22 protein-coding genes are annotated in these 24,646 nt (G+C 65.8%); 11 read left to right on the top strand and 11 right to left on the bottom strand.

What is annotated here, in order from left to right; translation table 11 throughout:
• Positions 1–42: 42 nt before the first annotated feature.
• Both ACYJSS_RS28615 and rpe read right to left on the bottom strand, forming a co-directional pair.
• On the bottom strand, positions 43–882 hold the full coding sequence (locus ACYJSS_RS28615) for a phosphoglycolate phosphatase (RefSeq protein WP_111262241.1): 840 nt from the start codon (positions 880–882) through the stop codon (positions 43–45).
• Positions 882–1,550 (bottom strand): ribulose-phosphate 3-epimerase, encoded by a 669-nt coding sequence (gene rpe, locus ACYJSS_RS28610; protein ID WP_111262242.1) that lies wholly within the window; start codon positions 1,548–1,550, stop codon positions 882–884. The genes ACYJSS_RS28615 and rpe overlap by 1 nt, the downstream gene beginning before the upstream one ends.
• 109 nt (positions 1,551–1,659) lie before the next feature.
• Here rpe and ACYJSS_RS28605 point away from each other — a divergent pair, with 109 nt between their 5' ends.
• Complete coding sequence (locus tag ACYJSS_RS28605; RefSeq protein WP_111262243.1) at positions 1,660–2,046, top strand: hypothetical protein; 387 nt, start codon at positions 1,660–1,662, stop codon at positions 2,044–2,046.
• A gap of 83 nt (positions 2,047–2,129) precedes the next feature.
• Here ACYJSS_RS28605 and ACYJSS_RS28600 read toward each other — a convergent pair whose 3' ends face one another.
• From ACYJSS_RS28600 to ACYJSS_RS28575, 6 genes are all read right to left on the bottom strand, one after another.
• Entirely contained in the window at positions 2,130–2,957 is an 828-nt protein-coding gene (locus ACYJSS_RS28600) for an ABC transporter permease (protein ID WP_236206251.1), read from the bottom strand.
• Positions 2,958–2,968: 11 nt separating this feature from the next.
• Positions 2,969–4,201: an ABC transporter permease gene (locus ACYJSS_RS28595; RefSeq protein ID WP_236206252.1), complete on the bottom strand. Its 1,233-nt coding sequence runs from the start codon at positions 4,199–4,201 to the stop codon at positions 2,969–2,971.
• 69 nt (positions 4,202–4,270) lie between these two features.
• Entirely contained in the window at positions 4,271–5,302 is a 1,032-nt protein-coding gene (locus tag ACYJSS_RS28590; protein ID WP_236206253.1) for a polyamine ABC transporter substrate-binding protein, read from the bottom strand.
• Positions 5,303–5,354: 52 nt separating this feature from the next.
• A complete protein-coding gene (locus tag ACYJSS_RS28585) occupies positions 5,355–6,464 on the bottom strand; it encodes an ABC transporter ATP-binding protein (RefSeq protein ID WP_111262247.1) in 1,110 nt (369 codons plus the stop codon).
• Between the two features lie 153 nt (positions 6,465–6,617).
• A complete protein-coding gene (locus tag ACYJSS_RS28580) occupies positions 6,618–7,247 on the bottom strand; it encodes a response regulator (protein ID WP_111262248.1) in 630 nt (209 codons plus the stop codon).
• A complete protein-coding gene (locus ACYJSS_RS28575) occupies positions 7,244–9,643 on the bottom strand; it encodes a PAS domain-containing sensor histidine kinase (protein ID WP_236206254.1) in 2,400 nt (799 codons plus the stop codon). The genes ACYJSS_RS28580 and ACYJSS_RS28575 overlap by 4 nt, the downstream gene beginning before the upstream one ends.
• Positions 9,644–9,787: 144 nt before the next feature.
• On the opposite strand from ACYJSS_RS28575, the gene ACYJSS_RS28570 reads away from it, so the two are divergent.
• A complete protein-coding gene (locus ACYJSS_RS28570) occupies positions 9,788–10,840 on the top strand; it encodes an alpha/beta hydrolase family protein (RefSeq protein ID WP_236206255.1) in 1,053 nt (350 codons plus the stop codon).
• 1 nt (position 10,841) lies between these two features.
• Here the strand turns inward: ACYJSS_RS28570 and ACYJSS_RS28565 are convergent, their stop codons facing one another.
• From ACYJSS_RS28565 to ACYJSS_RS28555, 3 genes are read right to left on the bottom strand one after another with little or no spacing between them, the layout of a single operon-like run.
• Positions 10,842–11,609 carry a TerB family tellurite resistance protein gene (locus tag ACYJSS_RS28565; protein WP_236206256.1) on the bottom strand — a complete coding sequence of 256 codons (768 nt, stop codon included), beginning with the start codon at positions 11,607–11,609 and terminating at the stop codon, positions 10,842–10,844.
• A 1-nt stretch (position 11,610) separates the two neighbouring features.
• Positions 11,611–12,285 carry an N-acetylmuramate alpha-1-phosphate uridylyltransferase MurU gene (murU, locus tag ACYJSS_RS28560; protein WP_236206257.1) on the bottom strand — a complete coding sequence of 225 codons (675 nt, stop codon included), beginning with the start codon at positions 12,283–12,285 and terminating at the stop codon, positions 11,611–11,613.
• Complete coding sequence (locus tag ACYJSS_RS28555) at positions 12,282–13,307, bottom strand: aminoglycoside phosphotransferase family protein (protein WP_111262253.1); 1,026 nt, start codon at positions 13,305–13,307, stop codon at positions 12,282–12,284. Before ACYJSS_RS28555 ends, murU begins: the two co-directional genes overlap by 4 nt.
• 127 nt (positions 13,308–13,434) lie before the next feature.
• Here ACYJSS_RS28555 and ACYJSS_RS28550 point away from each other — a divergent pair, with 127 nt between their 5' ends.
• The 9 genes from ACYJSS_RS28550 to ACYJSS_RS28510 all read left to right on the top strand — a co-directional run bounded on the left by ACYJSS_RS28550 (position 13,435) and on the right by ACYJSS_RS28510 (position 24,643).
• Entirely contained in the window at positions 13,435–16,212 is a 2,778-nt protein-coding gene (locus ACYJSS_RS28550) for an LPS-assembly protein LptD (protein ID WP_111262254.1), read from the top strand.
• The gene (locus tag ACYJSS_RS28545; protein ID WP_173179798.1) at positions 16,193–17,485 is read left to right on the top strand and encodes a peptidylprolyl isomerase; all 1,293 of its coding nucleotides are present in this window, start codon (positions 16,193–16,195) and stop codon (positions 17,483–17,485) included. Before ACYJSS_RS28550 ends, ACYJSS_RS28545 begins: the two co-directional genes overlap by 20 nt.
• 78 nt (positions 17,486–17,563) lie before the next feature.
• The gene (gene pdxA / locus ACYJSS_RS28540; protein WP_111262256.1) at positions 17,564–18,553 is read left to right on the top strand and encodes a 4-hydroxythreonine-4-phosphate dehydrogenase PdxA; all 990 of its coding nucleotides are present in this window, start codon (positions 17,564–17,566) and stop codon (positions 18,551–18,553) included.
• Positions 18,554–18,671: 118 nt separating this feature from the next.
• Complete coding sequence (gene rsmA / locus ACYJSS_RS28535) at positions 18,672–19,475, top strand: 16S rRNA (adenine(1518)-N(6)/adenine(1519)-N(6))-dimethyltransferase RsmA (protein WP_111262257.1); 804 nt, start codon at positions 18,672–18,674, stop codon at positions 19,473–19,475.
• A 38-nt stretch (positions 19,476–19,513) separates the two neighbouring features.
• A complete protein-coding gene (gene apaG / locus ACYJSS_RS28530) occupies positions 19,514–19,894 on the top strand; it encodes a Co2+/Mg2+ efflux protein ApaG (RefSeq protein ID WP_111262258.1) in 381 nt (126 codons plus the stop codon).
• 12 nt (positions 19,895–19,906) lie between these two features.
• Positions 19,907–20,731: a symmetrical bis(5'-nucleosyl)-tetraphosphatase gene (locus tag ACYJSS_RS28525; protein WP_236206259.1), complete on the top strand. Its 825-nt coding sequence runs from the start codon at positions 19,907–19,909 to the stop codon at positions 20,729–20,731.
• On the top strand, positions 20,728–21,057 hold the full coding sequence (gene glpE, locus ACYJSS_RS28520) for a thiosulfate sulfurtransferase GlpE (protein ID WP_111262260.1): 330 nt from the start codon (positions 20,728–20,730) through the stop codon (positions 21,055–21,057). The genes ACYJSS_RS28525 and glpE overlap by 4 nt, the downstream gene beginning before the upstream one ends.
• Positions 21,058–21,336: 279 nt before the next feature.
• Complete coding sequence (locus tag ACYJSS_RS28515) at positions 21,337–23,259, top strand: PrkA family serine protein kinase (protein WP_111262261.1); 1,923 nt, start codon at positions 21,337–21,339, stop codon at positions 23,257–23,259.
• Between the two features lie 112 nt (positions 23,260–23,371).
• Positions 23,372–24,643 carry a YeaH/YhbH family protein gene (locus ACYJSS_RS28510; protein ID WP_173177646.1) on the top strand — a complete coding sequence of 424 codons (1,272 nt, stop codon included), beginning with the start codon at positions 23,372–23,374 and terminating at the stop codon, positions 24,641–24,643.
• Positions 24,644–24,646: the final 3 nt, after the last annotated feature.

Raw genomic sequence — 24,646 nt, 5'->3', positions numbered from 1 at the left:
GGTGTGCAAGCGCGCCGGAGCAGGTATCCGGCCAGAATCGAATCAGGCGCGCCAGCGCCAACGGGCCGCGGCCTTGATGATCTTCATTCCGGCTCGTTCGAGCCAACGCTTGCAGGGAACCAGCACGTTTCTATCTCTGTGAGGCAGATGATCTGGGGAGTCGGGCGACATTAGCGCAGCGCCGTGTGCCGCGCAACCGCCTGGCAGCAGCTCGCGCAGGTCGTCCACCACCAGCGCCGGCTCCTCTTCGCTGATGGGCCGGCCGTGGTTGTAGCCGTAGCTCAACGCCACGCATTGAACGCCGGCCGCCTTGGCCGCCAGCACGTCGTTGCGCGAGTCACCGATGAACAGCGACTCGGTGCGGCTGGTGCCGGTCATGTGCATCACATGGAGCAGTGCCGCCGGGTCGGGCTTCTGCTGGGGCAGGGTGTCACCGGCGATGATCAGCGGGAAGTAACGACCGAGCTTCATCTCGTCCAGCAAGGGGGCGACGAAGCGCTCCGGCTTGTTGGTGATCAGCGCCAGCTCGACGCCTTTCTTCTTCAGCCACCTGAGGGTCTCGGCGACGCCCGGGTAGACCACCGTCAGCGAATGGCTGTCGGCATAGGCCTCCATGAAGATCGCCAGCGCCTTCTCGGCATCCTCGTCATGCACCGCGCCATGGTCGAGGCCGCCGGCCAGCGCGCGGCGCACCAGCACCCGGGCACCGTTGCCGACCCATTCGCGCACCCGCTCGATACCCGCAGCCGGCCGGCCGAGGGTCACGAGCATGTGGTCGATGGCGGCGGCGAGGTCGGGGACCGAGTCCACCAGGGTGCCGTCCAGGTCGAACATCACCAGGCGCGGCAGGCGCCCGTCGAACAGCCGCTGCAGGGCGCTCATCAGGCCTGGGCCAGCTCGGCGCGCATGGCGGCGATGACTTCGGCGTAGTCCGGCGCATTGAAGATGGCCGAGCCGGCGACGAAGGTGTCGGCACCTGCGGCGGCGATCTCGCGGATGTTCTTCACGTTGACGCCGCCGTCGATCTCCAGGCGGATGTCACGGCCGGAGGCGTCGATCAGCGCACGCGCCTCACGCAGCTTGTCGAGGGTGCCGGGGATGAACTTCTGCCCGCCGAAGCCAGGGTTCACGCTCATCAGCAGGATCATGTCGACCTTGTCCATCACGTACTTCAGTGCGTCCAGGCCCGCTGCCGGGTTGAACACCAGGCCGGCCTTGCAGCCGCCATCGCGGATCAGCTGCAGCGAGCGGTCGACGTGCAGGGAGGCTTCCGGGTGGAAGGTGATGTAGGTGGCGCCGGCCTCGATGAAGTCGCCGATGATGCGATCCACCGGGGAGACCATCAGGTGCACGTCGATGGGCGCGGTGACGCCGTACTTGCGCAGTGCCGAACAGACCATCGGGCCGATGGTCAGGTTGGGCACGTAGTGGTTGTCCATCACGTCGAAGTGGACGATATCGGCGCCAGCGGCGAGCACGTTGTCGACTTCCTCGCCCAGGCGGGCGAAATCGGCGGAAAGGATCGACGGTGCGATGGCGAAGGGTTGCATGACAGACCTCGGAGCAGAATCACGGTGGCGCGGATTGTAGCCGCATTCGTTTTTCACCGGTGACAATCGCGACATTCAGTCCTGAATGCGACAGACAGAGGAGCGAAGAATGGGTGCCTATACAACGGTGGCTGGCTGGATCGAACTGAATTACTCACTTACAACTGAAGAAATCGCAGGGTGTATTGAGACCACAGGGGTGGACGTGGCGAGACTGCTGAATGACGACCAGAAAGCGCTTTATCGAGGCGGCTGGATGATTCAACCCGAAGCGATCAACGGCTCTCGATTCGTGTTCTTTGGTGCGCCGATCAGAACGGCAGCCATTCCCTATATCCGATCCCAAGTGATAGCGCTTTCACGTTTGGTGGCGTGCGGCGATGACTACACCATCCACCCGAGCGGCCATTTTCTTCTGACTGAGGACGGCACTCACGGCATCCCGGATATGGAGTGGATCATCGAAGAGGGGCACATCAGCGAAAGGCTGAAGTGAGTGCGCGCCTGGGAGCGCGCATGAACGCAGGGCAACGCCCTCGTTGTGAACGAGCACAGTGAGGGAGCCACCCTATACGGAAGTCACTCCGGCATGGAGGTACGCATCTTCTCGCTGCGCCCGCGCAGCCACTCCAGGGTCAGCAGCAGCACCACCGAGAAGCCGATCAGCAGGGTCGCCGCCGCCGCGATGGTGGGGCTGAGGTTCTCGCGGATGCCGCTGAACATCTGCCGGGGCAGGGTCGCCTGCTCGGGGCCGGCGAGGAACAGGGTCACCACCACTTCGTCGAAGGAGGTGGCGAAGGCGAACAGCGCCCCCGAGATCACCCCCGGCGCGATCAGCGGCAGGGTCACGCGGAAGAACGCGGTCAGCGGTGGCGCGCCCAGGCTGGCGGCGGCGCGCACCAGGTTGTGGTTGAAGCCCTGCAGGGTGGCCGACACGGTGATGATGACGAAGGGCACGCCGAGCACCGCGTGCACCAGGATCAGCGACAGGTAGCTGTTGCCGAGCCCCAGCGGGGCGAAGAACAGGTAGCTGGCGACACCGATGATCACCACCGGCACCACCATCGGCGAGATCAGCAGGCTCATCACCAGCGCCTTGCCGCGGAACTCGCCACGGGTCAGGCCGATGGAGGCCAGGGTGCCGAAGACCATCGCCAGCAAGGTCGCGGCCGGCGCCACGATGATGCTGTTGGTCAGCGCGCGCATCCACTCGGCCGAGCCGAAGAAGTCGGCGTACCAGCGCAGCGAGAACCCTTGCAGCGGGTAGACCAGGAAGGTGCCCGAGTTGAACGACAGCGGGATGATCACCAGCACCGGCAGGATCAGGAACAACAGCACCAGGCCGCAGAGGATGCGCAGGGTGTAGAACCACAGGCGCTCGACCGGGGACATGTAGGGACTCAGCATTTCTTATCTCCTCAACCCAGGCGCAGGCGGCCGGCGCCCACCAGCCAGCTGTAGACGACGTAGAGCACCATGGTGGCGAGCAGCAGCATGCCGCCCAGGGCCGTGGCCATGCCCCAGTTGATGGTGGTGTTGGTGAAGAAGGCGACGAAGTAGCTGACCATCTGGTCGTTCGGGCTGCCCAGCAGCGCCGGGGTGATGTAGTAGCCGATGGACAGGATGAACACCAGCAGGCAACCCGCCCCGACACCGGCCACGGTCTGCGGGAAGTACACGCGCCAGAAGCTGGCGAAGGGGTGGCAGCCGAGGGAGATCGCCGCACGCATGTAGGTGGGCGAGATGCCCTTCATCACGCTGTAGATCGGCAGGATCATGAACGGCAGCATGATGTGCACCATCGCCACGTACACGCCGGTGCGGTTGAACACCAGCTGCAGCGGCTGGTCGATCAGGCCCAGCTTGAGCAGCGCGCCGTTGATCAGGCCACCGGACTGCAGCAGCACGATCCAGGCCGCCACGCGCACCAGGATCGACGTCCAGAACGGCAGCAGCACCAGGATCATCAGCAGGTTGCTCTTGCGCGTCGGCAGGTTGGCCAGCAGGTAGGCCAGCGGGTAGGCCAGCACCAGGCAGATGAGGGTGATCACCGCGCCCATCCAGAAGGTGCGGGTGAAGATGTCCAGGTAGATGGCCTGGTCCGGCGTCGCCGGGGCGACTTCACCGAGGTCGTCGATGCGATGGTCGACGGCCGCCAGCAGGTAATAGGGCGTCAGGCTCGATGCGTTGCGGCGGATCGCCTGCCAGTAGGCCGGGTCGCCCCAGCGCTCGTCGAGGCCTTCCATCGCGTCCTTGTAGGACACAGGGGTCTCCTTGAACGGCAAGGCGCGGGCGGTCTTGGCCATCAGGCTGCGGTAGCCGGCCAGCTCCATGTTCAGGCGCTTGGAAAGATCGCCGATGGTCTGGTTCTTGCGCGCGGCGGCGAGGTCCTCGGCCAGGGCCTTGTAGGCCGGCTCATCAGGCAGCGCCTTGCCGTCCCAGGCGGTGATCGCCTCGACGGTACGCGGCAGCGAGCCGACCACTTCGGGGTTGCTCACGCTCTTGTAGAGCAGGGTGCCGATGGGGACCAGGAAGGTCAGCAGGAGGAACAGCAGCAGCGGCAGGATCAGGGCCTGGGACTTCAGGCGGTTGACCCGTTCGGCACGCGCGAGGCGTTGCTTGAGGGTCGGGCCGGCGACGAGGGTGGCCATGGCGAACTCCGGTGGATCTCTGGGTACTCCCCTCCCCCGCGAGGAGGAGGGGATGTGCTGGGTGGCCGGTTACTTGGCGGCCCAGGAGTTGAAGCGCTGCTCCAGCTGCTCGCCGTAGTCGGCCCAGAAGGTCACGTTCATGGCGACCTGGTCCTTGATGTTCTCAGGCGTGGTCGGCATGTCCTTGAGCAGCCCCTTGTCCAGCAGCGGTACCGCCTGCTTGTTGGCCGGACCGTAGGCGATGTTCTCGGAGTAGATCTTCTGCTGCTCGGGCTTGACCGAGAAGGCGATGAACTTCAGTGCGGCGTCCTGATCCTTGGCGCCTTTCGGGATGGCCCAGGCGTCGAAGTCATAGATGCCGCCGGTCCACACCACCTTCAGGTTGCTCTCTTTCTGCACGGCGGCGATGCGGCCGTTGTAGGCGGAGCTCATGACCACGTCGCCCGAGGCGAGGAACTGCGGCGGCTGGGCGCCGGCTTCCCACCACTGGATGCTCGGCTTGATCTGGTCGAGCTTCTTGAAGGCGCGATCCTGGCCTTCCTTGGTGGCGAGCACGATGTAGACGTCCTTGGGTGCGACGCCGTCGGCCATCAGAGCGAATTCCAGGGTGTACTTGGCGCCCTTGCGCAGGCCGCGCTTGCCCGGGAACTTGCTGGTGTCCCAGAAATCGGCCCAGCTGGCGGGCGCGGTCTTGAGCTTGTCGGCGTTGTAGGCCAGTACGGTGGACCAGACGAAGAAGCCAACGCCGCAGGGCTGGATGGCCCCGGGAACGAAGTCCTCGGCCTTACCGAACTGGGCCGGGTCCAGTTCCTCGAACAGCCCCTCATCGCAGCCGCGGGACAGCTCGGGGGATTCGACCTCCACCAGGTTCCAGGAAACGCTGCCGGTATCGACCATGGCTTTTACCTTGGCCATCTCGCCGTTGTACTCGCCGGCGATGATCTTGTTGCTGGTGGACGCCTGGAAGGGTTCGTAGAACGCCTTCACCTGGGCGTTCTTGTTCGCGCCGCCGAATGAAACGACGGTCAGGTCGGCTGCCATGGCCTGTGCGGCGCATGCCAGCCCCAACGCAAGGGCAGTGAGCTTCAAGGATTTGGACATTGTTGTTTTCTCCATAGTGCTGGGTGGGTAATGCCGGGGTGCCGCCGCGTCGTCAGTCCGCTATCAGCGGGTCCAGTGCGCGCACGTGCTCCACTTGCCAACCGAGGGACACCACGTCGCCTACCGCCAATGCGGGGTCGAGCTCGGCAATGGGTTGCTTGACGAAGAAATCGGGCTTGCCACAGACCTCCATGCGGATGCGCACGTGGTCGCCCAGGTAGACGAACTCCTCGACGCGGCCGGAGAAACGGTTCGCGCAGCGCTCGCTGCCACCGTTCAGGCGTATCCGCTCGGGGCGGATCGACAGGGTCACCGGCTCGCCCGGCTGGCCGACGTTGACCGCCAGCGCCTCGACCTTCTCGCCACGGGCCAGGCTGACCACGCAGCGCTCGCCGTCACGGCTGACCAACTGGCCGTTGAGCCGGTTGTTCTCGCCGATGAAGTTGGCCACGAAGGTGTTGCTGGGAGACTCGTAGAGCTCGCGCGGCGGGGCGATCTGCTGGATCTCGCCCTGGTGGAACACGGCCACGCGGTCGGACATGGTCAGCGCTTCGCCCTGGTCGTGGGTCACGTACACCACCGTCACGCCCAGGCGCTGGTGAATGTGCTTGATCTCCATCTGCATGTGCTCGCGCAGCTGCTTGTCGAGCGCGCCCAGCGGCTCGTCCATCAGCACCAGCTGCGGTTCGAACACCAGGGCGCGGGCCAGGGCCACGCGCTGCTGCTGGCCGCCGGAGAGCTGCGCCGGGTAGCGGTTGCGGAAGCTGTCGAGCTGGACCATGGACAGTGCGCGCTTCACACGCTCGCTGATATCGGTCTTGTTCATGCCGCGCACGGTGAGCGGGAAGGCCAGGTTCTCGGCCACCGTCATGTGCGGGAACAGCGCGTAGTTCTGGAACACCATGCCGATGTCGCGCTTGTGCGGCGGCACGTTGTTGATCGAGCGGCCGGCCAGGAGGATCTCGCCATTGGTCGGGGTCTCGAACCCGGCGAGCATCATCAGGCTGGTGGTCTTGCCGGAGCCGGAGGGGCCCAGCAGGGTCAGGAACTCGCCTTTGCGAATGTCCAGGTTGAGGTCTTTGACGATGAGCGACTCGCCGTCGTAGCTCTTCTGCACGCCACGGAAGCTGACCAGTACATCGTTCGCCGGAATGGAGGCCATCACCGCACCTTTTTGATTTTTGTTTATGCCGTCCCCAGAGACTAGAGAAGCCGGCAAGCCACGCAAATCGGGCGCTATGAGAGATTGCTATAAGGGCGTCGGAGGATCGCGTGTAGGGCGAGCCCTACAATTCCCAGCGATCCGATCAGGTATTCAGACCAGCTTGTGCTCCACCGCGTACTTGACCAGGTCGGCCACCGAATGGGCGCCGAGCTTCTGCATCAGGCGCGCCTTGTGGGTGCTCACGGTCTTGCCGCTGACTGCCAGGTGCTGGGCGATCTCGTTGACGCCCTCCCCCTTCACCAGGCGCTCGAACACCGAGAACTCGCGCTCGGACAACAGCGCGTGGGGCGGGCGCGAATCGGTCAGGCCCACTTCGAACACCATGCGGTCGGCCAGCTCGGGGTCGATGTAGCGGCCACCGGACGCAACCTTGCGGATGGCGGTGAGCAGCAGCGCCGGGTCGCTGTCCTTGGTGGCGTAGCCGGCAGCGCCGATCTTCAGCGCGCGCGCCGCCATCTGCACCTCGTCGTGCATCGACAGCACCAGCACCGCCGGCGGGCTGTTCAGCGCGCGGATGCGCGGAATCGCTTCGAGGCCGTTGACGCCGGGCATGGAGATATCCAGCAGCACCACCTCGCAGGGCGTCTGGCGCAGGGTTTCGAGCAATTGCTCGCCGTTGCTCGCCTCGCCTACCACGCAGAGGTCCTTGGCCAGGCCGATCAACTGCTTGATGCCCTCGCGGACGATGGTGTGGTCTTCGGCCACCAGTACTCGGATCACGCGTTCTTCTCCTTGTCCAAAGCGATGCGCACCACCAGCGTGGCGCCCTCTCCCGGCGCACTGTCGATCGACAGCGCGCCGCCCAGCATCAGCACCCGTTCGCGCATGCCCACCAGGCCGAACGAGGTGCCGGGGCGACAGGCCTGCGGGTCGAAGCCCGCGCCATCGTCGCTGATGATCAATTGCAGGTCGTCGCCATCGCGCTCCAGCGCCACCTCGACGCTGTGGGCCCGGGCGTGGCGCAGCACATTGGTCAACGCCTCCTGGAGGATGCGGAACAGGCCGATGGCCTTGGCGTCCGACAGCTGCGGCAACGAATCCGGCACCCGCACCAGACAGGGAATGCCGCTGCGCGCTTCGAAGCGCCGCGCCTGCCATTCGATGGCCGAGGCGATGCCGGCGTCGAGGATCGGCGGGCGCAGCGCCGTGGCCACGTCGCGAACCAGCTGGAACAGCTGGGCGATCAGGCGCTTCATGCTGGTCAGGCGCTCGCCGAGGCCGGGGTCCAGCTCGCCGTAGGCCAGCTCGCACATGGAGGTCTCCAGCTTGAGCACGGTGAGCACCTGGCCCAGCTCGTCGTGCACCTCGCGGGCGATACGCGCCTTCTCCTCTTCGCGCACGCTTTCCAGGTGCGCGGAGAGATCGCGCAGCTGAGCGCGGGAGGCGGCCAGCTCGAGCTCGGTCTGCTTGTTGTCGGTGATGTCCCAGACCACACCGTCCCAGGTCGCACGGCCGTCCTCGAAGAGCCGCGCACTGGCCTTGATGTCGGCCCAGCGCAACTGGCCGTCGCGGGTGAGGATGCGGCCCTGCCAGTGCCAGTCGCGGTCAGCGTCCAGGGCCGCCATCTGGCTGGCCCAGTAGCCGTCGACATCGTCCGGATGCACCAGGCCACGAATGCCGCGTCCGGTGTCCAGCAGCTCGCGGGCGCCGTAGCCCACCAGGGCCTCGGCACCGGCGCCGATGAAGGCGAAGTCGGCATCCTCGCCAGCGCGCAGACGCTCCAGGCGGAACACCAGGCCCGGCACGTTGGAGGCGATGCCCTTGAGACGCGCCTCGCTTTCTTCCAGGGCGGCGTGGGCGCGACGGCGCTCGGTGACGTCGGTGAGGAACACCACCAGGTACTCGGAGGTGCCAAAGCGCAGGAAGCTGAGGGAAACATCCGCCGGCAGCTCGCTGCCATCGGCACGCAGGCAGTCGGTCTCGAAGGCCTGCGCGCTCTCGTCATGGTTGCGTGCACGCCGCCAGAGGTTGAGCCAGCGGTCCATATCCAGCTGCGGCTGGATGTGTGCCAGGGGCCGATCGGTGAGGCCGCCGGCCTCGTAGCCGAGCATCTGCTCGACGGCGCGGTTGGCGTAGCGCACGTGGCTGTCCCAGTTGACCCAGAGGATGCCGACCGTGCTGTGGTCGATGGAGAACTGGGTCAGGCGCAATGCCTCTTCCGCCGCCTCGCGCAACTCGATGGCATGGCGCGCTTCGAGCAGGCGCTTCTCCAGCGCACGCTGTTGGCGGCGCAGCCAGTAGATGATCGCCGCCGCGCTGAGCAGCAGCACGCCGAAGAGCAGGGCGAGGTTCTGCCAGAAGCCGGGCGACTCGCCGATGCGCGGGTATTTCGGCTGCAGCCAGCGCTCGTGAAGCTGGTCCAGGTCCTTCGGCGGGATGGTGCGCAGGGCGGCGTCCACCGCCGCGGACAGCTGCGGCCAGTCGCGCCGCGTGGCGACCCGCAGCAGTTGGGGGAAGCCGATGTCGCCCACCACCGCGAGGCCGGAGAACTCCTGCTCGCGCGACAGCCGGCTGAGCTGCGCCTCGTCGATCACCGCGTACTTCACCTGCTGTTCCAGCACCGCGCGCAAGGCTTGGCGCTCACTGGCAACCGGCTGTACCAGGACGCCGGAATAGGTTGCGCGCAGGTAGTCCGCCACCGCGCTGGGCGAGCGCACCGCAACCGGCTCGTCGCTGCCGAACTTCTCGATATCCACGGCGCCGCCGTTGCCCCGCTCGCCCACCACCAGTTGCGGCACGCGCATGTAGGGATCGGAGAACAGCCACAGGCGCAGGCCCGCAGGGGTCTGGCTGAGGCCGGGAGCAAGGTCGATCTGGCCGGTGCGCAGGGCGTTCTCCAGCTCCGCGCTGTCGGCGAAGGTGCGCCAGACCAGAGGCACGCCGAGCGCCGTGGCGACCCAGTCGAGCAACTCGACGTTGACCCCGGACAGCTGCTGCAGGCGCCGATCCAGCTGAGCGTAGGGCGCCTGCAGGACGACACCGGCGCGCAGCTGCGAGTGCTGGTCCAGCCATTGGCGCAGGGCCGGATCCAGCGCGACGGGGGCGGGCGCGGGTGCTGCTGCCAGCGAGGAGGCGAGGCAGCAGGCGAGAAGGAGGAGACACAACGAACGAATCATGCAGGAGACACCGCACAGCCCAGGCTGCCGAGAACGAAGCCGACGTACCTTACTCCAGCAGCCCCGCCGAGGCGAAGGTGCGCCTGACAAATACCGGCCCAGCCATTAGGCTGCCTGCCTATGGCCACCCCGTGGAATCTTCAGATGCTCCGAGCCTCCCGCCCGACTCTCGCCGCCCTTTGCCTCGCCCTGTTGCTGCCGGCCGTCGCCCATGGCGAAGACCCGCCGGCCGAGGGCAAGGACGGAAGCGACCCTGCGCAAACCCCGGTGGAGCGCGCCCCCCTGGAAGAGCGCAGCCAGGAGGACGCCACCGCCCTCGAACGCCAGCTGCCGCAGAAGGAACAGCAACAACTGAAGGCCGGCGAAGACAGCTTCCTCGCCCTGTGGAAGCCGGCCAATGTGGCCGAGCCCAGCGGCGTGGTGATCCTGCTGCCCGGCGATGGCGAGAGCGCCGACTGGCCACGGGCGATCGCTCCCCTGCGCAGCAAGTTGCCCGACATCGGCTGGCACAGCCTCAGCCTCACCCTGCCCGACCCCAGGGGCAACGAGCCGCCGCCCCGCCCGGTCGAGCAGGCCGAGCCGCCCGCCGACGGCGAAACGAAAACCGAGAAGGCCGACCCGGCCACGCCACCCCCCACGCCCGAGCAGGCCGGCAGCGCCGAGCCCTCCACCGACCCTGGCCGGCCCGTTCTCAGCGCCGAGGAGGAGCGCAAGGCACAGGCCACGCGGATCGCGGCACGCATCCAGGCGGCCATCGTGTTCGTCAACCAGCAGAGCCCGAAGACCATCGTCCTGCTGGGCCACGGCAGTGGCGCCTACTGGGCGGTGCAGGCACTGAGCGATTCGTCTTCCAGCGGCATCGACAACCTGGTGCTGGTGGAAGCCGAAGTACCCCCCGGCTACGGCCCGCCCCTGGAAGAGTCGGCACCCAAGCTCAAGCAGGCGATCGGCGATTTCTTCTACCAGGACAAGCCGCTGGACAGCGCCGCCGGCCTCAAGCGCCTGCAGGCGAGCAAGCGCGACAAGCACCCGGCCTATGTGCAGGTTGGCCTGAAGGCTCTGCCCAATCGCGACGCGGACCAGGAGCAGTTGTTCCGGCGGGTGCGCGGCTGGCTGGAAGCCCATCTGCAGGCTCCGGGCAAGCAGGCGCCGGCAGCCGCACCGGCGCCCATCATCCCGCAGTCGCCCGGCATCTGACTCAGCGGAAACCGTGACGCTCGCGGATCAGGCTGTAGGCGTTGTGCAGCTCGCGGGTCTTCTCGGTGGCCTCGCGCACCCGCTGCGGGGTGGCCCCCGCACCGGCCAGCTTGTCCGGGTGGTTCTGGCTGATGAGGCGACGGTAGGCACGCTTGATCGCCGCCGGCTCGCTGTTGGCGTTCACCCCCAGAAGCGACAGCGCATCCTGATAGGCGCTGCCACGGCGCACCGGCGCGCCGCCGGGCACATCGAAACCGGCGCACAGGGCTTCGACCTGGTCCGCCGGCCAATCCAGCCACTTGCCCCATAGCAGGATCAGTTCACGCTCGCGCTGCCCCACCCGGCCATCCGCCGCCGCCATCTGCCAGCAACTGCGCAACAGCGCCTCACCTTGCGCACGCTGGTAGCGCAAGCCCCGCAGGGGGCCACGCAGCTCGACCTGCTCGGCCTTGCCGCGAGTGAACGCGGCGATGGCACGACGCTGCCCGGCATCATCCAGCCCCAGGCGACGCATCTCGGCACGCGCCTGCTGGATATGCAGCTCCAGCACCCGGCCCTCGCTCTTGGCCAGGCGGCCAAGCATGAGGAACAGCAGGTCCTCGTGTGTGACGGCACCACTGCGCCGTAGCCGATCGCGCAGGCTGGCCCAGGAATCCAGCCTCAGCCGCCGATCCACCACCTGGCCGAGCAGGCCGCCGAGCAGCGCACCGGGAATGCTGGCGATGAAGAGGCCGGCGATGACGCCAAGCAGCGTGACGGGCCAGAACATCTCAGCGCCCCGCCTCGATCAGGCGCTCGACTTCCGCCAGGCGCTCGTGGGTGCCGACATCCACCCAGCGTCCGGCGAAATGTTCGCCGCTGACACGCCCCTCACCCATCGCACGGCGCAGCAACGGCGCCAGCTTGAAGGCGCCGGCGCTGCAACCGTCGAAAAGCGCGGGGTGGAGCAACGCGATGCCGCTGTAGGTGAACCCGGGCTCGCCAGGCAAGCCATCGCTGACCCTGCCCCCGGCCAGCCGGAAATCACCGCCCGGATGATGGCTGGGGTTATCCACCAGCACCAGGTGGGCGAGGCCCTGCAACGGATGATCGCGCAGGGCGCCGAAATCGTAGTCGGTCCAGATGTCGCCGTTGACCACCAGGAAGGGCTCGTCGCCCAGCAGCGGCAACGCGCGGTGGATGCCCCCGCCGGTTTCCAGCGGCTCGCCCTCGGGGGAATAGCGGATGCTGACGCCGAAGCGCTCGCCGCTGCCCAGGTGATCCTCGATCTGCTGGCCGAGCCAGGCGTGGTTAATGACCAACTCACTGAACCCCGCAGCGACGAGGGCGCGGATATGGAACTCGATCAGCGGGGTGCCGGCGGCACGAACCAGCGGTTTGGGGGTGTGCAGCGTCAGCGGGCGCATGCGCTCGCCCTTGCCTGCCGCGAGGATCATCGCCCTCATGCGTGCACCGTTTCGGCTTGTGGCAGGGAGGCGAGCAGCGCCTTGAGGTCGGCCAGTTCGGGGCGACGCGCGATCACCGCCTCTATATAGGAGAAGAAGCGCGGCACATCGCCCAGGTACTTGGGCTTGCCGTCGCGATGGCAGATGCGCGCGAAGATGCCGATGACCTTGAGGTGGCGCTGCACGCCCATCAGGTCGCTGGCACGGAGGAAGTCCTCGAACTCCGGCTGCACCGGGATGCCCGCTTCGCGGGCCAGGTTCCAGTATCGCTCCAGCCAGTTGCGCACGCGCGCCTCGGGCCAGCTGAGGAAGGCGTCCTTGAACAGGCTGATGACGTCGTAGGTGACCGGGCCGTAGACCGCATCCTGGAAATCCAGTACCCCGGGATTGGGGGTGCTGAGCATCAGGTTGCGCGGCATGTAGTCGCGGTGCACCAGCACGCGGGGCTGGGCGAGCGCGCTGGCGACCAGCAGATCGCAGGTCCGCTCCCAGGCCGCCAGCTGCTCGCCGGCCAGCTCGATGCCCAGGTGACGCTTGAGGTACCAATCGGGGAAGAGCTGCAACTCCCGGCGTAGCAGCGCGTCGTCATAGACGGGCATCGGTGCCTCGAGACTGCGCTGCTGCAGGGCCAGCAGCGCCTGGAAGGCATCCTCGAACAGCGCGTCGGCATTGTCCGCGTCGATCACCTCCAGGTAGGTCTGGCGCCCGAGGTCATCGAGCATCAGGAAGCCCTGCTCCAGGTCCGCCGCGAGGATCCGCGGCACATGGACGCCCGCCTCGGCGAGCATGCCCGCGACCTTGACGAAGGGGCGGCAGTCTTCCTGGGGCGGCGGGGCGTCCATCAGGATCAGGCTGCGGCCCTCTGCCTGCCAGCGGAAGTAACGACGGAAACTCGCGTCGCTGCTGGCCGGCAGCAGCTCCGCCGGCGGCACGTCCCCCCAGCCTTCGGCGTGGAATAGAAGGGGCAGTTGCTGGTCCAGCCAGGCGCTAAGTTGTTGAAGGCGTACATCTTCATGGGGCATTACAAGGGTCTCCGACGGCGCTAGCCGTTGCGCGGGTCATGCTTTATTATCCAGCATCTTTTTCAGCCCATCGAGAGGCGTGCGGCCCCAGCGGGCCGATGGCGCGCAGGAAGCCCGGACTAACAAGATGGCAGTAAAATCCCCCGCGTTTCGTAAAAAATTCCCTCTGCTGGTGACCGGCAGCCTGCTGGCAATGCAGCCTGTAGCCACCCAGTTCGTAGTCGCCGCCGAGCAGTTCGACTGCCAGGCGTCCGCCTCCGGCGGCTGGGCCTGCGCACCCAAGGCAACAGCGGAAAGCCTGCCTCCACGCCCGGTCCACAGCGATAGCGCGGTGAGTTCCAGGGTCGGCGTAGCGGGCACCACCGCCGCCTCCGGCCAGGGCGAATCGGCCGAAGCCAAGGCCACGCTGGTCACCGAGGCAGGCGGCAAGGCACTCGCTTCCCGTAGTGCTGACTTCAGCCATCTGGACTGGGTTCCGCGTGACAAGCTGACCGCCGCACAACTGGCAGAGACCGGTCCGTACTGCGCCGGCGCCTATATCGAGCCGCGCCGACCGGGCATGAACGACAAGACCCCGCCCGAAGACTCGCCCACCTACGTTTCCGCCAAGGCCTCGCGCTATGAGCAGGAAAAGCAGGTCGCGACCCTGGCCGGCGACGTGGTCCTGCGCCAGGGCAGCATGCAGGTCGAAGCCGACGAGGCAAACCTGCTGCAGGCCGAGAACCGTGGCGAGCTGGTCGGCAACGTCAAGCTGCGCGACAACGGTGCCCTGGTGGTCGGCGACAAGGCCGAACTGCAACTGGACAACGGCGAAGCGAAGATCGACAACGCCGAATACGTGCTGCACAAGTCCCATACACGCGGTAGCGCCCTGTACGCCAAGCGCCAGGAAGACGCGATCATCCGCCTGAAGGACGGCACCTACACCCGGTGCGAACCGGGCGACAACGCCTGGCACCTGAAGGGCAACAACATCAAGCTGAACCCGGCCACCGGCTTCGGCACCGCGACCAACGTGACGCTGCGGGTCAAGGACATTCCGGTGTTCTATACCCCGTACATCTATTTCCCCATCGATGACCGTCGCCAGTCCGGCTTCCTGCCGCCGAGCATCGGCACCAGCAGCGACACCGGTTTCTCCCTGCTGACGCCCTACTACTTCAACCTCGCGCCGAACTACGACGCCACCCTCTATCCGCGCTACATGGCCAAGCGCGGCCTGCTGATGGAAGGCGAGTTCCGCTACCTGACCAAGGGCAGCGAAGGCCAGTTCGGCGGCGCCTACCTGAACGACGAGGAAGACGAGCGCAAGCTGCAGTCCGAGTACAAGGACAAGCGCTGGCTCTACAACTGGCAACACAAGGGTGGCCTGGACGAGCGCCTGATGACCGAGGTGGACTACACCGACATCAGCGACCCCTACTACTTCCAGGACCTGCAGACCGAACTGGGCATCGAGCAATCGACCTACGTCAACCAGCAGGGCGCCGTCACCTGGCGCGGCGACAGCTACACCGCGCGCCTGAACGCCCATGCCTACGAGATGGCCACGGTCACCGAGATCACCCCGTACGACCGCCTGCCCCAGATCACCCTGGACGGCGTGCTGCCGGTCGACGCCGGCGGCCTGAAGTTCTCCTACTCCACCGAGTTCGTGCGCTTCGAGCGTGACCTGCGCAAGGGCCTGTTCACCGACGAGGATGGCGCGACCAGCCCCTGGTACGACACCCGCATCCCGGGCCTGGCCCGTGCCAACGGCAACCGCATCCATGTGGAGCCGGGCGTCAGCCTGCCCCTGGACTGGAGCTACGGCTTCATCAAGCCGTCGGTCAAGTACCTCTATACCCAATACGACCTGGACCTGGACCAGCAGGGCAAGAACAGCCTGCTCGCCGGCCAGGAGTTCAACAGCAGCGAAGACCGCAGCGTGCCGATCTTCAGCCTCGACAGCGGCCTGTACTTCGACCGCAACACCGAGCTGTTCGGCAATCAGTACAAGCAGACCCTCGAACCGCGCCTGTTCTATCTCTATGTACCCGAGGAGAAGCAGGACAACATCCCGGTCTTCGACAGCAGCGAGAGTGCCTTCAGTTATTCCTCGCTGTTCCGCGAGAACCGCTTCTCCGGTCGCGACCGCGTGGGCGATGCCAATCAGGTGTCCCTGGGCCTGACCAACCGCTGGATCCAGCCCAACGGCTTCGAGCGCCAGCGCTTCAGCATCGGCCAGGCCTTCTACTTCGAAGACCGCAAGGTGCAGCTGCCCGGCATCGACTACCGCGATCGCAAGTCGGCCCAGGCCAGCGTCTCTCCGTACGCCTTGCAGTACCTGTATCGCTTCAACCGCGACTGGCGCCTGTCCTCCGACTTCAACTGGGACCCGGATGCCGGTCGCACCCGCTCCGGCAGCATGATGTTCCACTACCAGCCGGAAGACGACGTCAACAAGGTGGTCAACTTCGGCTACCGCTACCGCAACGACGCCGTGGTCTACAACCAGACCACCGGCCAATGGCAGGAAGGCGGTGACTACATCGACAACGTGACCGGCCGCGTGATCAAGGACTACTACAAGATCGAGCAGCATGATGCGTCCGTCATCTGGCCGATCGTCCCGCAGTGGAACGCCATCGCCCGCTGGCAGTACGACTACAACCGCAGCCGCACCCTGGAAGCCTTCGGTGGCTTCGAGTACGACAGCTGCTGCTGGAAACTGCGCCTGATCAACCGCTACTGGGTCGACTACGACGAGAGCACCCTTTCGCCCGAACTCAACGAGAAGGCCGACCGCGGCGTCTTCCTGCAGATCGTGTTCAAGGGCCTCGGCGGCGTGATCGGCAACAAGGTTGAAAGTTTCCTCGACAATGGCATCCAAGGTTACCGTGAACGTGAAGACCAAGCTTTCTGATTGTCTCCGCCCGCTGCTGTTGGGCGCCCTGTTCCTGGGTAGTGCCGTGCATGCCGAGGTCCAGTCGATCGACCGCGTCGTGGCCATCGTCGACAACGACGTGATCATGCAGAGCCAGCTCGACCAGCGCATCCACGAGGTGCAGCAGACCATCGCCAAGCGCGGGTCTGCCTTGCCCCCCGAGCACGTGCTGGGCCAGCAGGTGCTGGAACGTCTGATCATCGAGAACATCCAACTGCAGATCGGCGACCGCTCCGGCATCCGCATCACCGATGAGGAGCTTAACCAGGCCATCGAGGCCATCGCCCAGCGCAACGGCATGAGCGTCGATCAGTTCCGCGGTGCCCTGGCACAGGACGGTCTCTCCTATGAGGACGCCCGCGACCAGGTCCGCCGCGAGATGGTCATCAGCCGCGTGCGCCAGCGCCGCGTCGCCGAGCGCATCCAGGTCACCGACCAGGAAGTGCAGAACTTCCTGGCCTCCGACCTGGGCAAGATGCAGCTCTCCGAGGAATTCCACCTGGCCAACATCCTGATCCCGGTCGCGGACGGCTCCTCGCCCGAGACCATCCAGGCCGCCGACCGCCAGGCCAAGGATCTTTACCAGCAACTGCAACAGGGCGCCGACTTCGCCCAGCTGGCGATCTCCCGCTCCGCCGGCGAAACCGCCCTGGAAGGCGGCGAGATCGGCTGGCGCAAGGCCGCCCAGCTGCCGCCCCCCTTCGACGGCATGGTCAGCGCTCTCTCTCCGGGTGAAGTGACCGAGCCGGTGCGCACGCCGGGCGGCTTCATCATCCTCAAGCTCCTGGAAAAGCGCGGTGGCAGCACCCAGGTGCGTGACGAGGTACATGTGCGCCACATCCTGCTCAAGCCTAGCGAGATCCGCAGCGAAGCCGACACCGAACGCCTGGCCGAGCGCCTCTACCAGCGCATCCAGTCCGGCGAGGACTTCGCCGAGCTGGCGAAGAACTTCTCCGAGGACCCGGGTTCGGCGCTCAACGGGGGCGACCTGAACTGGATCGACCCCAATGCCCTGGTGCCCGAGTTCCGCGAAGTCATGGCCAAGACCCCGGCCGGCCAGCTGTCCCGCCCGTTCAAGAGCCCCTACGGCTGGCACGTTCTGGAAGTCCTCGGTCGCCGCGCCACCGACAGCGCCGACCAGATGCGCGAGCAGCAGGCGATAAACGTCCTGCGCAACCGCAAGTACGACGAAGAGCTGCAGGCCTGGCTGCGCCAGATCCGCGACGAGGCGTACGTCGAAACCAAGCTCTGATTCTTCGGCACCCTGCCACGCAGGGTGGCGCGCTGGCGGTACAATCGCCGCCACGCGCCACAGCCGGAGAGCCCCGCAATGCCCCTTCCCCGCTTCGCCCTCACCCCTGGTGAACCCGCCGGCATCGGCCCGGACCTCTGCCTGCTCCTGTCCCGCGAACGCCAGCCTTACCCACTGATCGCCATCGCCAGCCAGGCCCTGCTGGAAGAGCGCGCCAGCCAGCTCGCCCTCGACATTGGCGTCATCCCCGTATCACCCGACGCCTGGCCCGACAGCCCCGCAGAAGCGGGTTCGCTCTATGTCTGGGACACTCCGTTGCAAGCCCCCGTCCAGCCCGGCGTGCTCGATCGCGCCAATGCCGGCTACGTGCTCGACACCCTGACCCGTGCAGGCAAGGGCTGCATGGACGGCCACTTCGCCGGCATGATCACGGCGCCCGTGCACAAGGGCGTGATCAACGAGGCCGGAATCGCCTTCTCCGGCCACACGGAGTTCCTCGCCGAACTGACCCACACCGAGCAGGTGGTGATGATGCTCGCCACTCGTGGCCTGCGCGTCGCCCTGGTGACCACCCACCTGCCGCTCAAGGACGTTGCCAGCGCGATCACGACCGAGCGCCTGGAACGGGTCGCTCGCATCCTGCACGCCGACCTGGTGGAGAAGTTCGGCCTGCCCACGCCACGCATCCTGGTCTGCGGCCTCAATCCCCATGCGGGAGAGGGCGGCCACCTGGGGCGCGAGGAGATCGAAGTCATCGAGCCCTGCCTGCAGCGCCTGCGCCAGGAGGGCCTGGACCTGATCGGCCCGCTCCCCGCCGATACCCTGTTCACGCCCAAGCACCTGGAGCACTGCGATGCGGTGCTGGCCATGTATCACGACCAGGGCCTGCCGGTGCTGAAGTACAAGGGCTTCGGCGCGGCGGTGAACGTCACCCTCGGCCTGCCGATCGTCCGCACCTCGGTCGACCACGGCACCGCCCTCGACCTGGCCGGAACGGGGCGCATCGACGGCGGCAGCCTGCAGGTGGCACTGGAGACGGCCTACGAGATGGCAGCCAGCCGTAGCTGAGCCCGCAGGCGCCGATCAGCACATTTCGGCCTGGTCGGCGCAATGCTGTAGACTGCGCGCCTTTCCCCGCTTCCAGCTTCAAGCTACCGGCTTCAAGCTGCTCCACCTGGAGCCCGCAATGTCCGAATACCAACACCGCGCACGCAAGCGCTTCGGCCAGAACTTCCTGCATGACGCCGGCGTCATCCACCGCATCCTGCGCGCCATCCACGCGAAGGAAGGCGAACACTTGGTGGAGATCGGCCCGGGCCAGGGCGCACTGACCGAGGGCCTGCTCGGCAGCGGCGCGCAGCTCGACGTCATCGAGCTGGACCTCGACCTGATCCCCATCCTGCAAGGCAAGTTCGGTACCGAGCCGCGCTTCCGCCTGAACCAGGGCGACGCCCTCAAGTTCGACTTCGCCCAGCTCGACACCACGCCCAACAACCTGCGCGTGGTGGGCAACCTGCCCTACAACATCTCCACCCCGCTGATCTTCCACTTGCTGGATAACGCCCACCTCATACGCGACATGCATTTCATGTTGCAGAAGGAGGTGGTCGAGCGCCTGGCCGCCGAGCCCGGCGGTGGCGACTGGGGTCGCCTGTCGATCATGGTCCAGTACCACTGCCGCGTGGAGCACCTGTTCAATGTCGGCCCCGGCGCCTTCAATCCACCGCCCAAGGTGGACTCGGCCATCGTCCGCCTGGTGCCCCACGAAGTGCTGCCGCATCCGGCCAAGGACCACCGCCTGCTGGAGCGCGTGGTGCGCGAAGCCTTCAACCAGCGCCGCAAGACCCTGCGCAACACCCTCAAGGGCCTGCTCGACAGCAACGCCATCGAGGCGGCCGGCGTAGAGGGCGGCCTGCGCCCCGAACAGCTGGACCTGGCGGCCTTCGTGCGCCTGGCCGACAAGCTTGCCGAACAGACAACGGGCGCATGACGCCCTAGACTTCCATTCCGGTTCCAGAGAACAGACCCGTGCCCGATTCCCGCTACCTGGTCGCCGTCAGCGTCACCACCCGCTTCCTCCCGGAGCAGTCGCAGCCCGAACAGAGCCGCTTCGCCTTCTCCTACACCGTGACCATTCGCAATGAAGGCGAATTGCCGGCCAAGCTGGTATCGCGCCACTGGGTGATCACCGATGGTGACGGCCATGTGCAGGAAGTGCGCGGTGCCGGCGTGGTCGGCCAGCAGCCGCTGATCGAGCCGGGCGCGAGCCACGTCTACAGCAGCGGCACCGTGATGGCGACCCGCGTCGGCACCATGCAGGGCAGCTACCAGATGGTCGCCGAGGACGGCAAGCGCTTCGATGCCGAGATCGCTCCCTTCCGCCTGGCCGTACCCGGCGCGCTGCACTGACAGGAGAGCTCGATGACGGTTTACGCAGTCGGCGACCTCCAGGGCTGCCTCACCCCGCTCGAGTGCCTGCTCGAACGCGTCGCCTTCGACCCCGCCCGCGACCGCCTGTGGCTGGTCGGCGACCTGATCAATCGCGGCCCGCAGTCCCTGGAGACCTTGCGTTTCCTGTACGCCATTCGCGACAGCCTGACCTGCGTGCTCGGCAACCACGACCTGCACCTGCTGGCAGTGGCACACAACACCGAACGCCTGAAGAAGTCCGACACCCTGCGCGAGATCGTCGACGCCTCCGATGCGGCGGACCTGCTCGACTGGCTGCGTCGGCAGAAGCTGGTGCACTACGACGAACAGCGCGACATCGCCATGGTGCACGCCGGGATCCCGCCCAACTGGACCCTGGCCAAGGCATTGAAACGCGCCGCCGAGGTGGAGGAAGTCCTGCTGGACGATGCGCGCCTGCCGCTCTTCCTTGACGGGATGTACGGCAACGAGCCGGCGAAATGGGACAGTGACCTGCAAGGCATCGCCCGCCTGCGGGTCATCACCAACTATTTCACCCGCATGCGCTTCTGCACGGCCGATGGCACCCTGGACCTCAAGAGCAAGGAAGGCGTCGACACCGCCCCGCCCGGCTACGCCCCCTGGTTCAGCCACCCGGGGCGAAAGACCCGCGGCCAGAAGATCATCTTCGGCCACTGGGCGGCACTGGAAGGCAAGTGTGACGAACCCGGCCTCTTCGCCCTCGACACCGGCTGTGTCTGGGGCGGGGCCATGACCCTGCTGAACGTCGACAGCGGCGAACGCATCAGCTGCAGTTGCGAGGAGAACAAAGCATGAGCGAATTCCAGCGTATCCCCCCGGAGCGCGCCCAGGCACTGCGTGAACAGGGCGCCCAGGTGGTCGACATCCGTGACCCGCAGAGCTACGCCAACGGCCACATCGCCGGGTCGCAGCACCTGGACAACTACTCCCTGGCCGACTTCATCGCCAAGGCCGACCTCGACAAGCCATTGATCGTCACCTGCTACCACGGCAACTCCAGCCAGGGCGCTGCGGCCTACCTCGTGGGCCAGGGCTTCTCCGACGTCTACAGCCTGGACGGCGGCTTCGAACTCTGGCGCGCCACCTACCCCGATCAAGTCGCCCAGGGCAGCGCCGAGTAAAAAAATTCTCGATGGCGCAACCCCGCGCCATCACTGGTCTCGCGCCGCGACCTGACGAACGGCAATCTCTTGTTATCCTTCCGTCATCCTTGACCTGCCGGATTCCGAACTACTCTTAGGTCAGGCCATCCAACAGGGGAGAGCCGGCACACCGGTTCCGGGCCATCGGCGGCGACCATTTAGGTGTTCTGGGGGATTCTCATCGGCCGACTCGTCGGCTGACTGCCCGCACCCGTGTGACCGACCCCGCCGGCTCCCAGTATCCAGCGAGGTGACGCAATGAGCATTTTCAGCCACTTCCAACAACGCTTCGAGGCGACCCGCCAGGAGGAATATTCCCTTCAGGAATATCTCGACCTGTGCAAGCAGGACCGCAGCGCCTATGCCACCGCAGCCGAGCGCATGCTCATGGCCATCGGTGAACCGGAGCTGCTGGATACCTCCGCCGACTCGCGGCTTTCGCGGATCTTCTCCAACAAGGTGATACGCCGTTACCCGGCCTTCGCCGACTTCCACGGCATGGAAGACTGCATCGACCAGATCGTCGCGTTCTTCCGCCATGCGGCGCAGGGACTGGAAGAGAAGAAACAGATCCTCTACCTCCTGGGCCCGGTCGGCGGCGGCAAGTCGTCCCTGGCCGAGAAGCTCAAGCAGCTGATCGAAAAAGTGCCCTTCTACGCCATCAAGGGCTCTCCGGTGTTCGAATCGCCACTCGGGCTGTTCAACGCCACCGAGGACGGCGCCATCCTCGAAGAGGACTACGGCATCCCCCGCCGCTACCTCTCCACCATCATGTCGCCCTGGGCCACCAAGCGCCTCGCCGAGTTCGGCGGCGACATCAGCCAGTTCCGCGTGGTCAAGCTCTATCCGTCGATCCTCAACCAGATCGCCGTGGCCAAGACCGAGCCTGGTGACGAGAACAACCAGGACATCTCCGCCCTGGTGGGCAAGGTGGATATCCGCAAGCTGGAGGAATTCCCGCAGAACGATGCCGACGCCTACAGCTATTCGGGCGCACTGTGCCGGGCCAACCAGGGCCTGATGGAATTCGTCGAGATGTTCAAGGCACCGATCAAGGTGCTGCACCCGTTGCTGACCGCCACCCAGGAAGGCAACTACAACAGCACCGAGGGGCTGGGTGCCATACCCTTCCAGGGCATCCTGCTGGCCCACTCCAACGAGTCGGAATGGCACAGCTTCCGCAACAACAAGAACAACGAGGCGTTCATCGACCGTATCTACATCGTCAAGGTGCCCTACTGCCTGCGCGTCACCGACGAGATCAAGATCTACGACAAGCTGCTGGCCAACAGCTCGCTGGCCCACGCCCATTGCGCGCCCGACACCCTGAAGATGCTCGCCCAGTTCTCCGCCCTGTCGCGCCTGAAGGAGCCCGAGAACTCCAACATCTACTCGAAGATGCGCGTCTACGACGGCGAGAACCTCAAGGACACCGACCCCAAGGCCAAGTCGATCCAGGAATACCGCGACGCCGCCGGCGTCGACGAAGGCATGAACGGCCTGTCGACCCGCTTCGCCTTCAAGATCCTTTCCAAGGTGTTCAACTTCGACCCGCATGAGGTCGCCGCCAACCCGGTGCACCTGCTCTACGTACTCGAGCAGCAGATCGAGCAGGAACAGTTCCCCGCCGAAGTGCGCGAGCGCTACCTGCGCTACATCAAGGAATACCTGGCCCCGCGCTACATCGAGTTCATCGGCAAGGAAATCCAGACCGCCTACCTCGAGTCGTACAGCGAGTACGGCCAGAACATCTTCGACCGCTATGTGCTCTACGCCGACTTCTGGATCCAGGACCAGGAATACCGCGATCCGGAGACCGGTGAAATCCTCAACCGCGTCGCCCTCAACGAGGAACTGGAGAAGATCGAGAAACCGGCCGGAATCAGCAACCCGAAGGACTTCCGCAACGAGATCGTCAACTTCGTGCTGCGCGCCCGGGCCAACAACAACGGCAAGAACCCCACCTGGCTCAGCTACGAGAAGCTGCGGGTGGTGATCGAGAAGAAAATGTTCTCCAACACCGAGGACCTGCTGCCGGTCATCAGCTTCAACGCCAAGGGCAGCAAGGACGAACAGCAGAAGCACAACGATTTCGTCAAACGCATGGTCGAGCGCGGCTACACCGAGAAACAGGTTCGCCTGCTGTCCGAGTGGTACCTGCGGGTACGCAAGTCGCAGTAACTGCAGCCACAAGCTACAAGCTTCAAGCGGCAGGAAGAGGCAAGAGCCAATGCTCTGCGCTTCTACCTGCAGCTTGCAGCGTGCGGCTTGAAGCTGCCCCGGAGGGGCATCCATGAGCTACGTGATCGACCGACGCCTGAATGGCAAGAACAAGAGCACGGTTAACCGCCAGCGCTTCCTCAGGCGGTACCGCGACCACATCAAGAAAGCGGTGGAGGAAGCGGTCAGCCGCCGCTCCATCACCGACATGGAGCATGGCGAGCAGATCAGCATCCCCGGTCGGGATATCGACGAGCCCGTGCTGCACCATGGCCGTGGCGGGCGCCAGACCATCGTCCATCCCGGCAACAAGGAATTCACCACCGGCGAACGCATTCCTCGTCCCCAGGGCGGCGGCGCGGGGCGTGGCAGCGGCAAGGCGAGCAACTCCGGCGAAGGCATGGACGAGTTCGTCTTCCAGATCACCCAGGAGGAGTTCCTCGACTTCATGTTCGAGGACCTGGAGCTGCCCAACCTGGTGAAACGCCACCTCACCGGCAGCGACACCTTCAAGACAGTACGCGCCGGCATCAGCAACGAGGGCAACCCCTCGCGCATCAACATCATCCGCACCCTGCGCTCGGCCCACGCCAGGCGTATCGCGCTTTCCGGCTCCAGCCGCGCCAAGCTGCGCATCGCCCGCGAAGAACTCGCACGTCTCAAGCGGGAGGAGCCGGACAACTTCGGCGACATCCAGGAACTGGAAGCCGAGATCCTCAAGCTGCGCGCACGCATCGAGCGGGTGCCGTTCCTCGACACCTTCGACCTCAAGTACAACCTGCTGGTCAAGCAGCCCAACCCCAGCTCCAAGGCCGTGATGTTCTGCCTGATGGACGTCTCGGGCTCCATGACCCAGGCGACCAAGGACATCGCCAAGCGCTTCTTCATCCTGCTGTACCTGTTCCTCAAGCGGAACTACGACAAGATCGAAGTCGTGTTCATCCGCCACCACACCAGCGCCCGCGAGGTCGACGAGGAGGAGTTCTTCTACTCCCGCGAGACCGGCGGCACCATCGTCTCCAGCGCCCTCAAGCTGATGCAGGAGATCATGGCCGAGCGCTACCCCGTCAACGAATGGAACATCTACGCAGCCCAGGCTTCGGACGGCGACAACTGGAACGACGACTCGCCCATCTGCCGGGACATCCTGATCAAGCAGATCATGCCCTTCGTGCAGTACTACACCTATGTAGAGATCACCCCACGCGAGCACCAGGCGCTCTGGTTCGAGTACGAGCAGGTCTGCGACGCCTTCGCCGACACCTTCGCCCAGCAGCAGATCGTCACCGCTGGCGACATCTACCCGGTGTTCCGCGAACTGTTCCAGCGCCGACTGGTTAACTGAGGG

Source organism: Pseudomonas sp. No.21, from assembly GCF_054558415.1.
Note: the sequence above shows the minus strand (reverse complement) of the source record. Positions and strands in the feature narration are given on the sequence as shown.

Excerpts from the sequence above, each read along its gene's own strand:
- ACYJSS_RS28515 (WP_111262261.1), top strand. The coding sequence starts at position 21,337 with ATGAGCATTTTCAGCCACTTCCAACAACGCTTCGAGGCGACCCGCCAG.
- ACYJSS_RS28550 (WP_111262254.1), top strand. The coding sequence starts at position 13,435 with ATGGCAGTAAAATCCCCCGCGTTTCGTAAAAAATTCCCTCTGCTGGTG.
- ACYJSS_RS28570 (WP_236206255.1), top strand. The coding sequence starts at position 9,788 with ATGCTCCGAGCCTCCCGCCCGACTCTCGCCGCCCTTTGCCTCGCCCTG.
- ACYJSS_RS28565 (WP_236206256.1), bottom strand. The coding sequence starts at position 11,609 with ATGTTCTGGCCCGTCACGCTGCTTGGCGTCATCGCCGGCCTCTTCATC.
- rsmA (WP_111262257.1), top strand. The coding sequence starts at position 18,672 with ATGTCCGAATACCAACACCGCGCACGCAAGCGCTTCGGCCAGAACTTC.
- ACYJSS_RS28600 (WP_236206251.1), bottom strand. The coding sequence starts at position 2,957 with ATGCTGAGTCCCTACATGTCCCCGGTCGAGCGCCTGTGGTTCTACACC.
- glpE (WP_111262260.1), top strand. The coding sequence starts at position 20,728 with ATGAGCGAATTCCAGCGTATCCCCCCGGAGCGCGCCCAGGCACTGCGT.
- ACYJSS_RS28525 (WP_236206259.1), top strand. The coding sequence starts at position 19,907 with ATGACGGTTTACGCAGTCGGCGACCTCCAGGGCTGCCTCACCCCGCTC.
- ACYJSS_RS28510 (WP_173177646.1), top strand. The coding sequence starts at position 23,372 with ATGAGCTACGTGATCGACCGACGCCTGAATGGCAAGAACAAGAGCACG.
- ACYJSS_RS28555 (WP_111262253.1), bottom strand. The coding sequence starts at position 13,307 with ATGCCCCATGAAGATGTACGCCTTCAACAACTTAGCGCCTGGCTGGAC.
- ACYJSS_RS28605 (WP_111262243.1), top strand. The coding sequence starts at position 1,660 with ATGGGTGCCTATACAACGGTGGCTGGCTGGATCGAACTGAATTACTCA.
- ACYJSS_RS28615 (WP_111262241.1), bottom strand. The coding sequence starts at position 882 with ATGAGCGCCCTGCAGCGGCTGTTCGACGGGCGCCTGCCGCGCCTGGTG.
- murU (WP_236206257.1), bottom strand. The coding sequence starts at position 12,285 with ATGAGGGCGATGATCCTCGCGGCAGGCAAGGGCGAGCGCATGCGCCCG.
- ACYJSS_RS28590 (WP_236206253.1), bottom strand. The coding sequence starts at position 5,302 with ATGTCCAAATCCTTGAAGCTCACTGCCCTTGCGTTGGGGCTGGCATGC.
- ACYJSS_RS28595 (WP_236206252.1), bottom strand. The coding sequence starts at position 4,201 with ATGGCCACCCTCGTCGCCGGCCCGACCCTCAAGCAACGCCTCGCGCGT.
- pdxA (WP_111262256.1), top strand. The coding sequence starts at position 17,564 with ATGCCCCTTCCCCGCTTCGCCCTCACCCCTGGTGAACCCGCCGGCATC.
- rpe (WP_111262242.1), bottom strand. The coding sequence starts at position 1,550 with ATGCAACCCTTCGCCATCGCACCGTCGATCCTTTCCGCCGATTTCGCC.
- ACYJSS_RS28585 (WP_111262247.1), bottom strand. The coding sequence starts at position 6,464 with ATGGCCTCCATTCCGGCGAACGATGTACTGGTCAGCTTCCGTGGCGTG.
- ACYJSS_RS28575 (WP_236206254.1), bottom strand. The coding sequence starts at position 9,643 with ATGATTCGTTCGTTGTGTCTCCTCCTTCTCGCCTGCTGCCTCGCCTCC.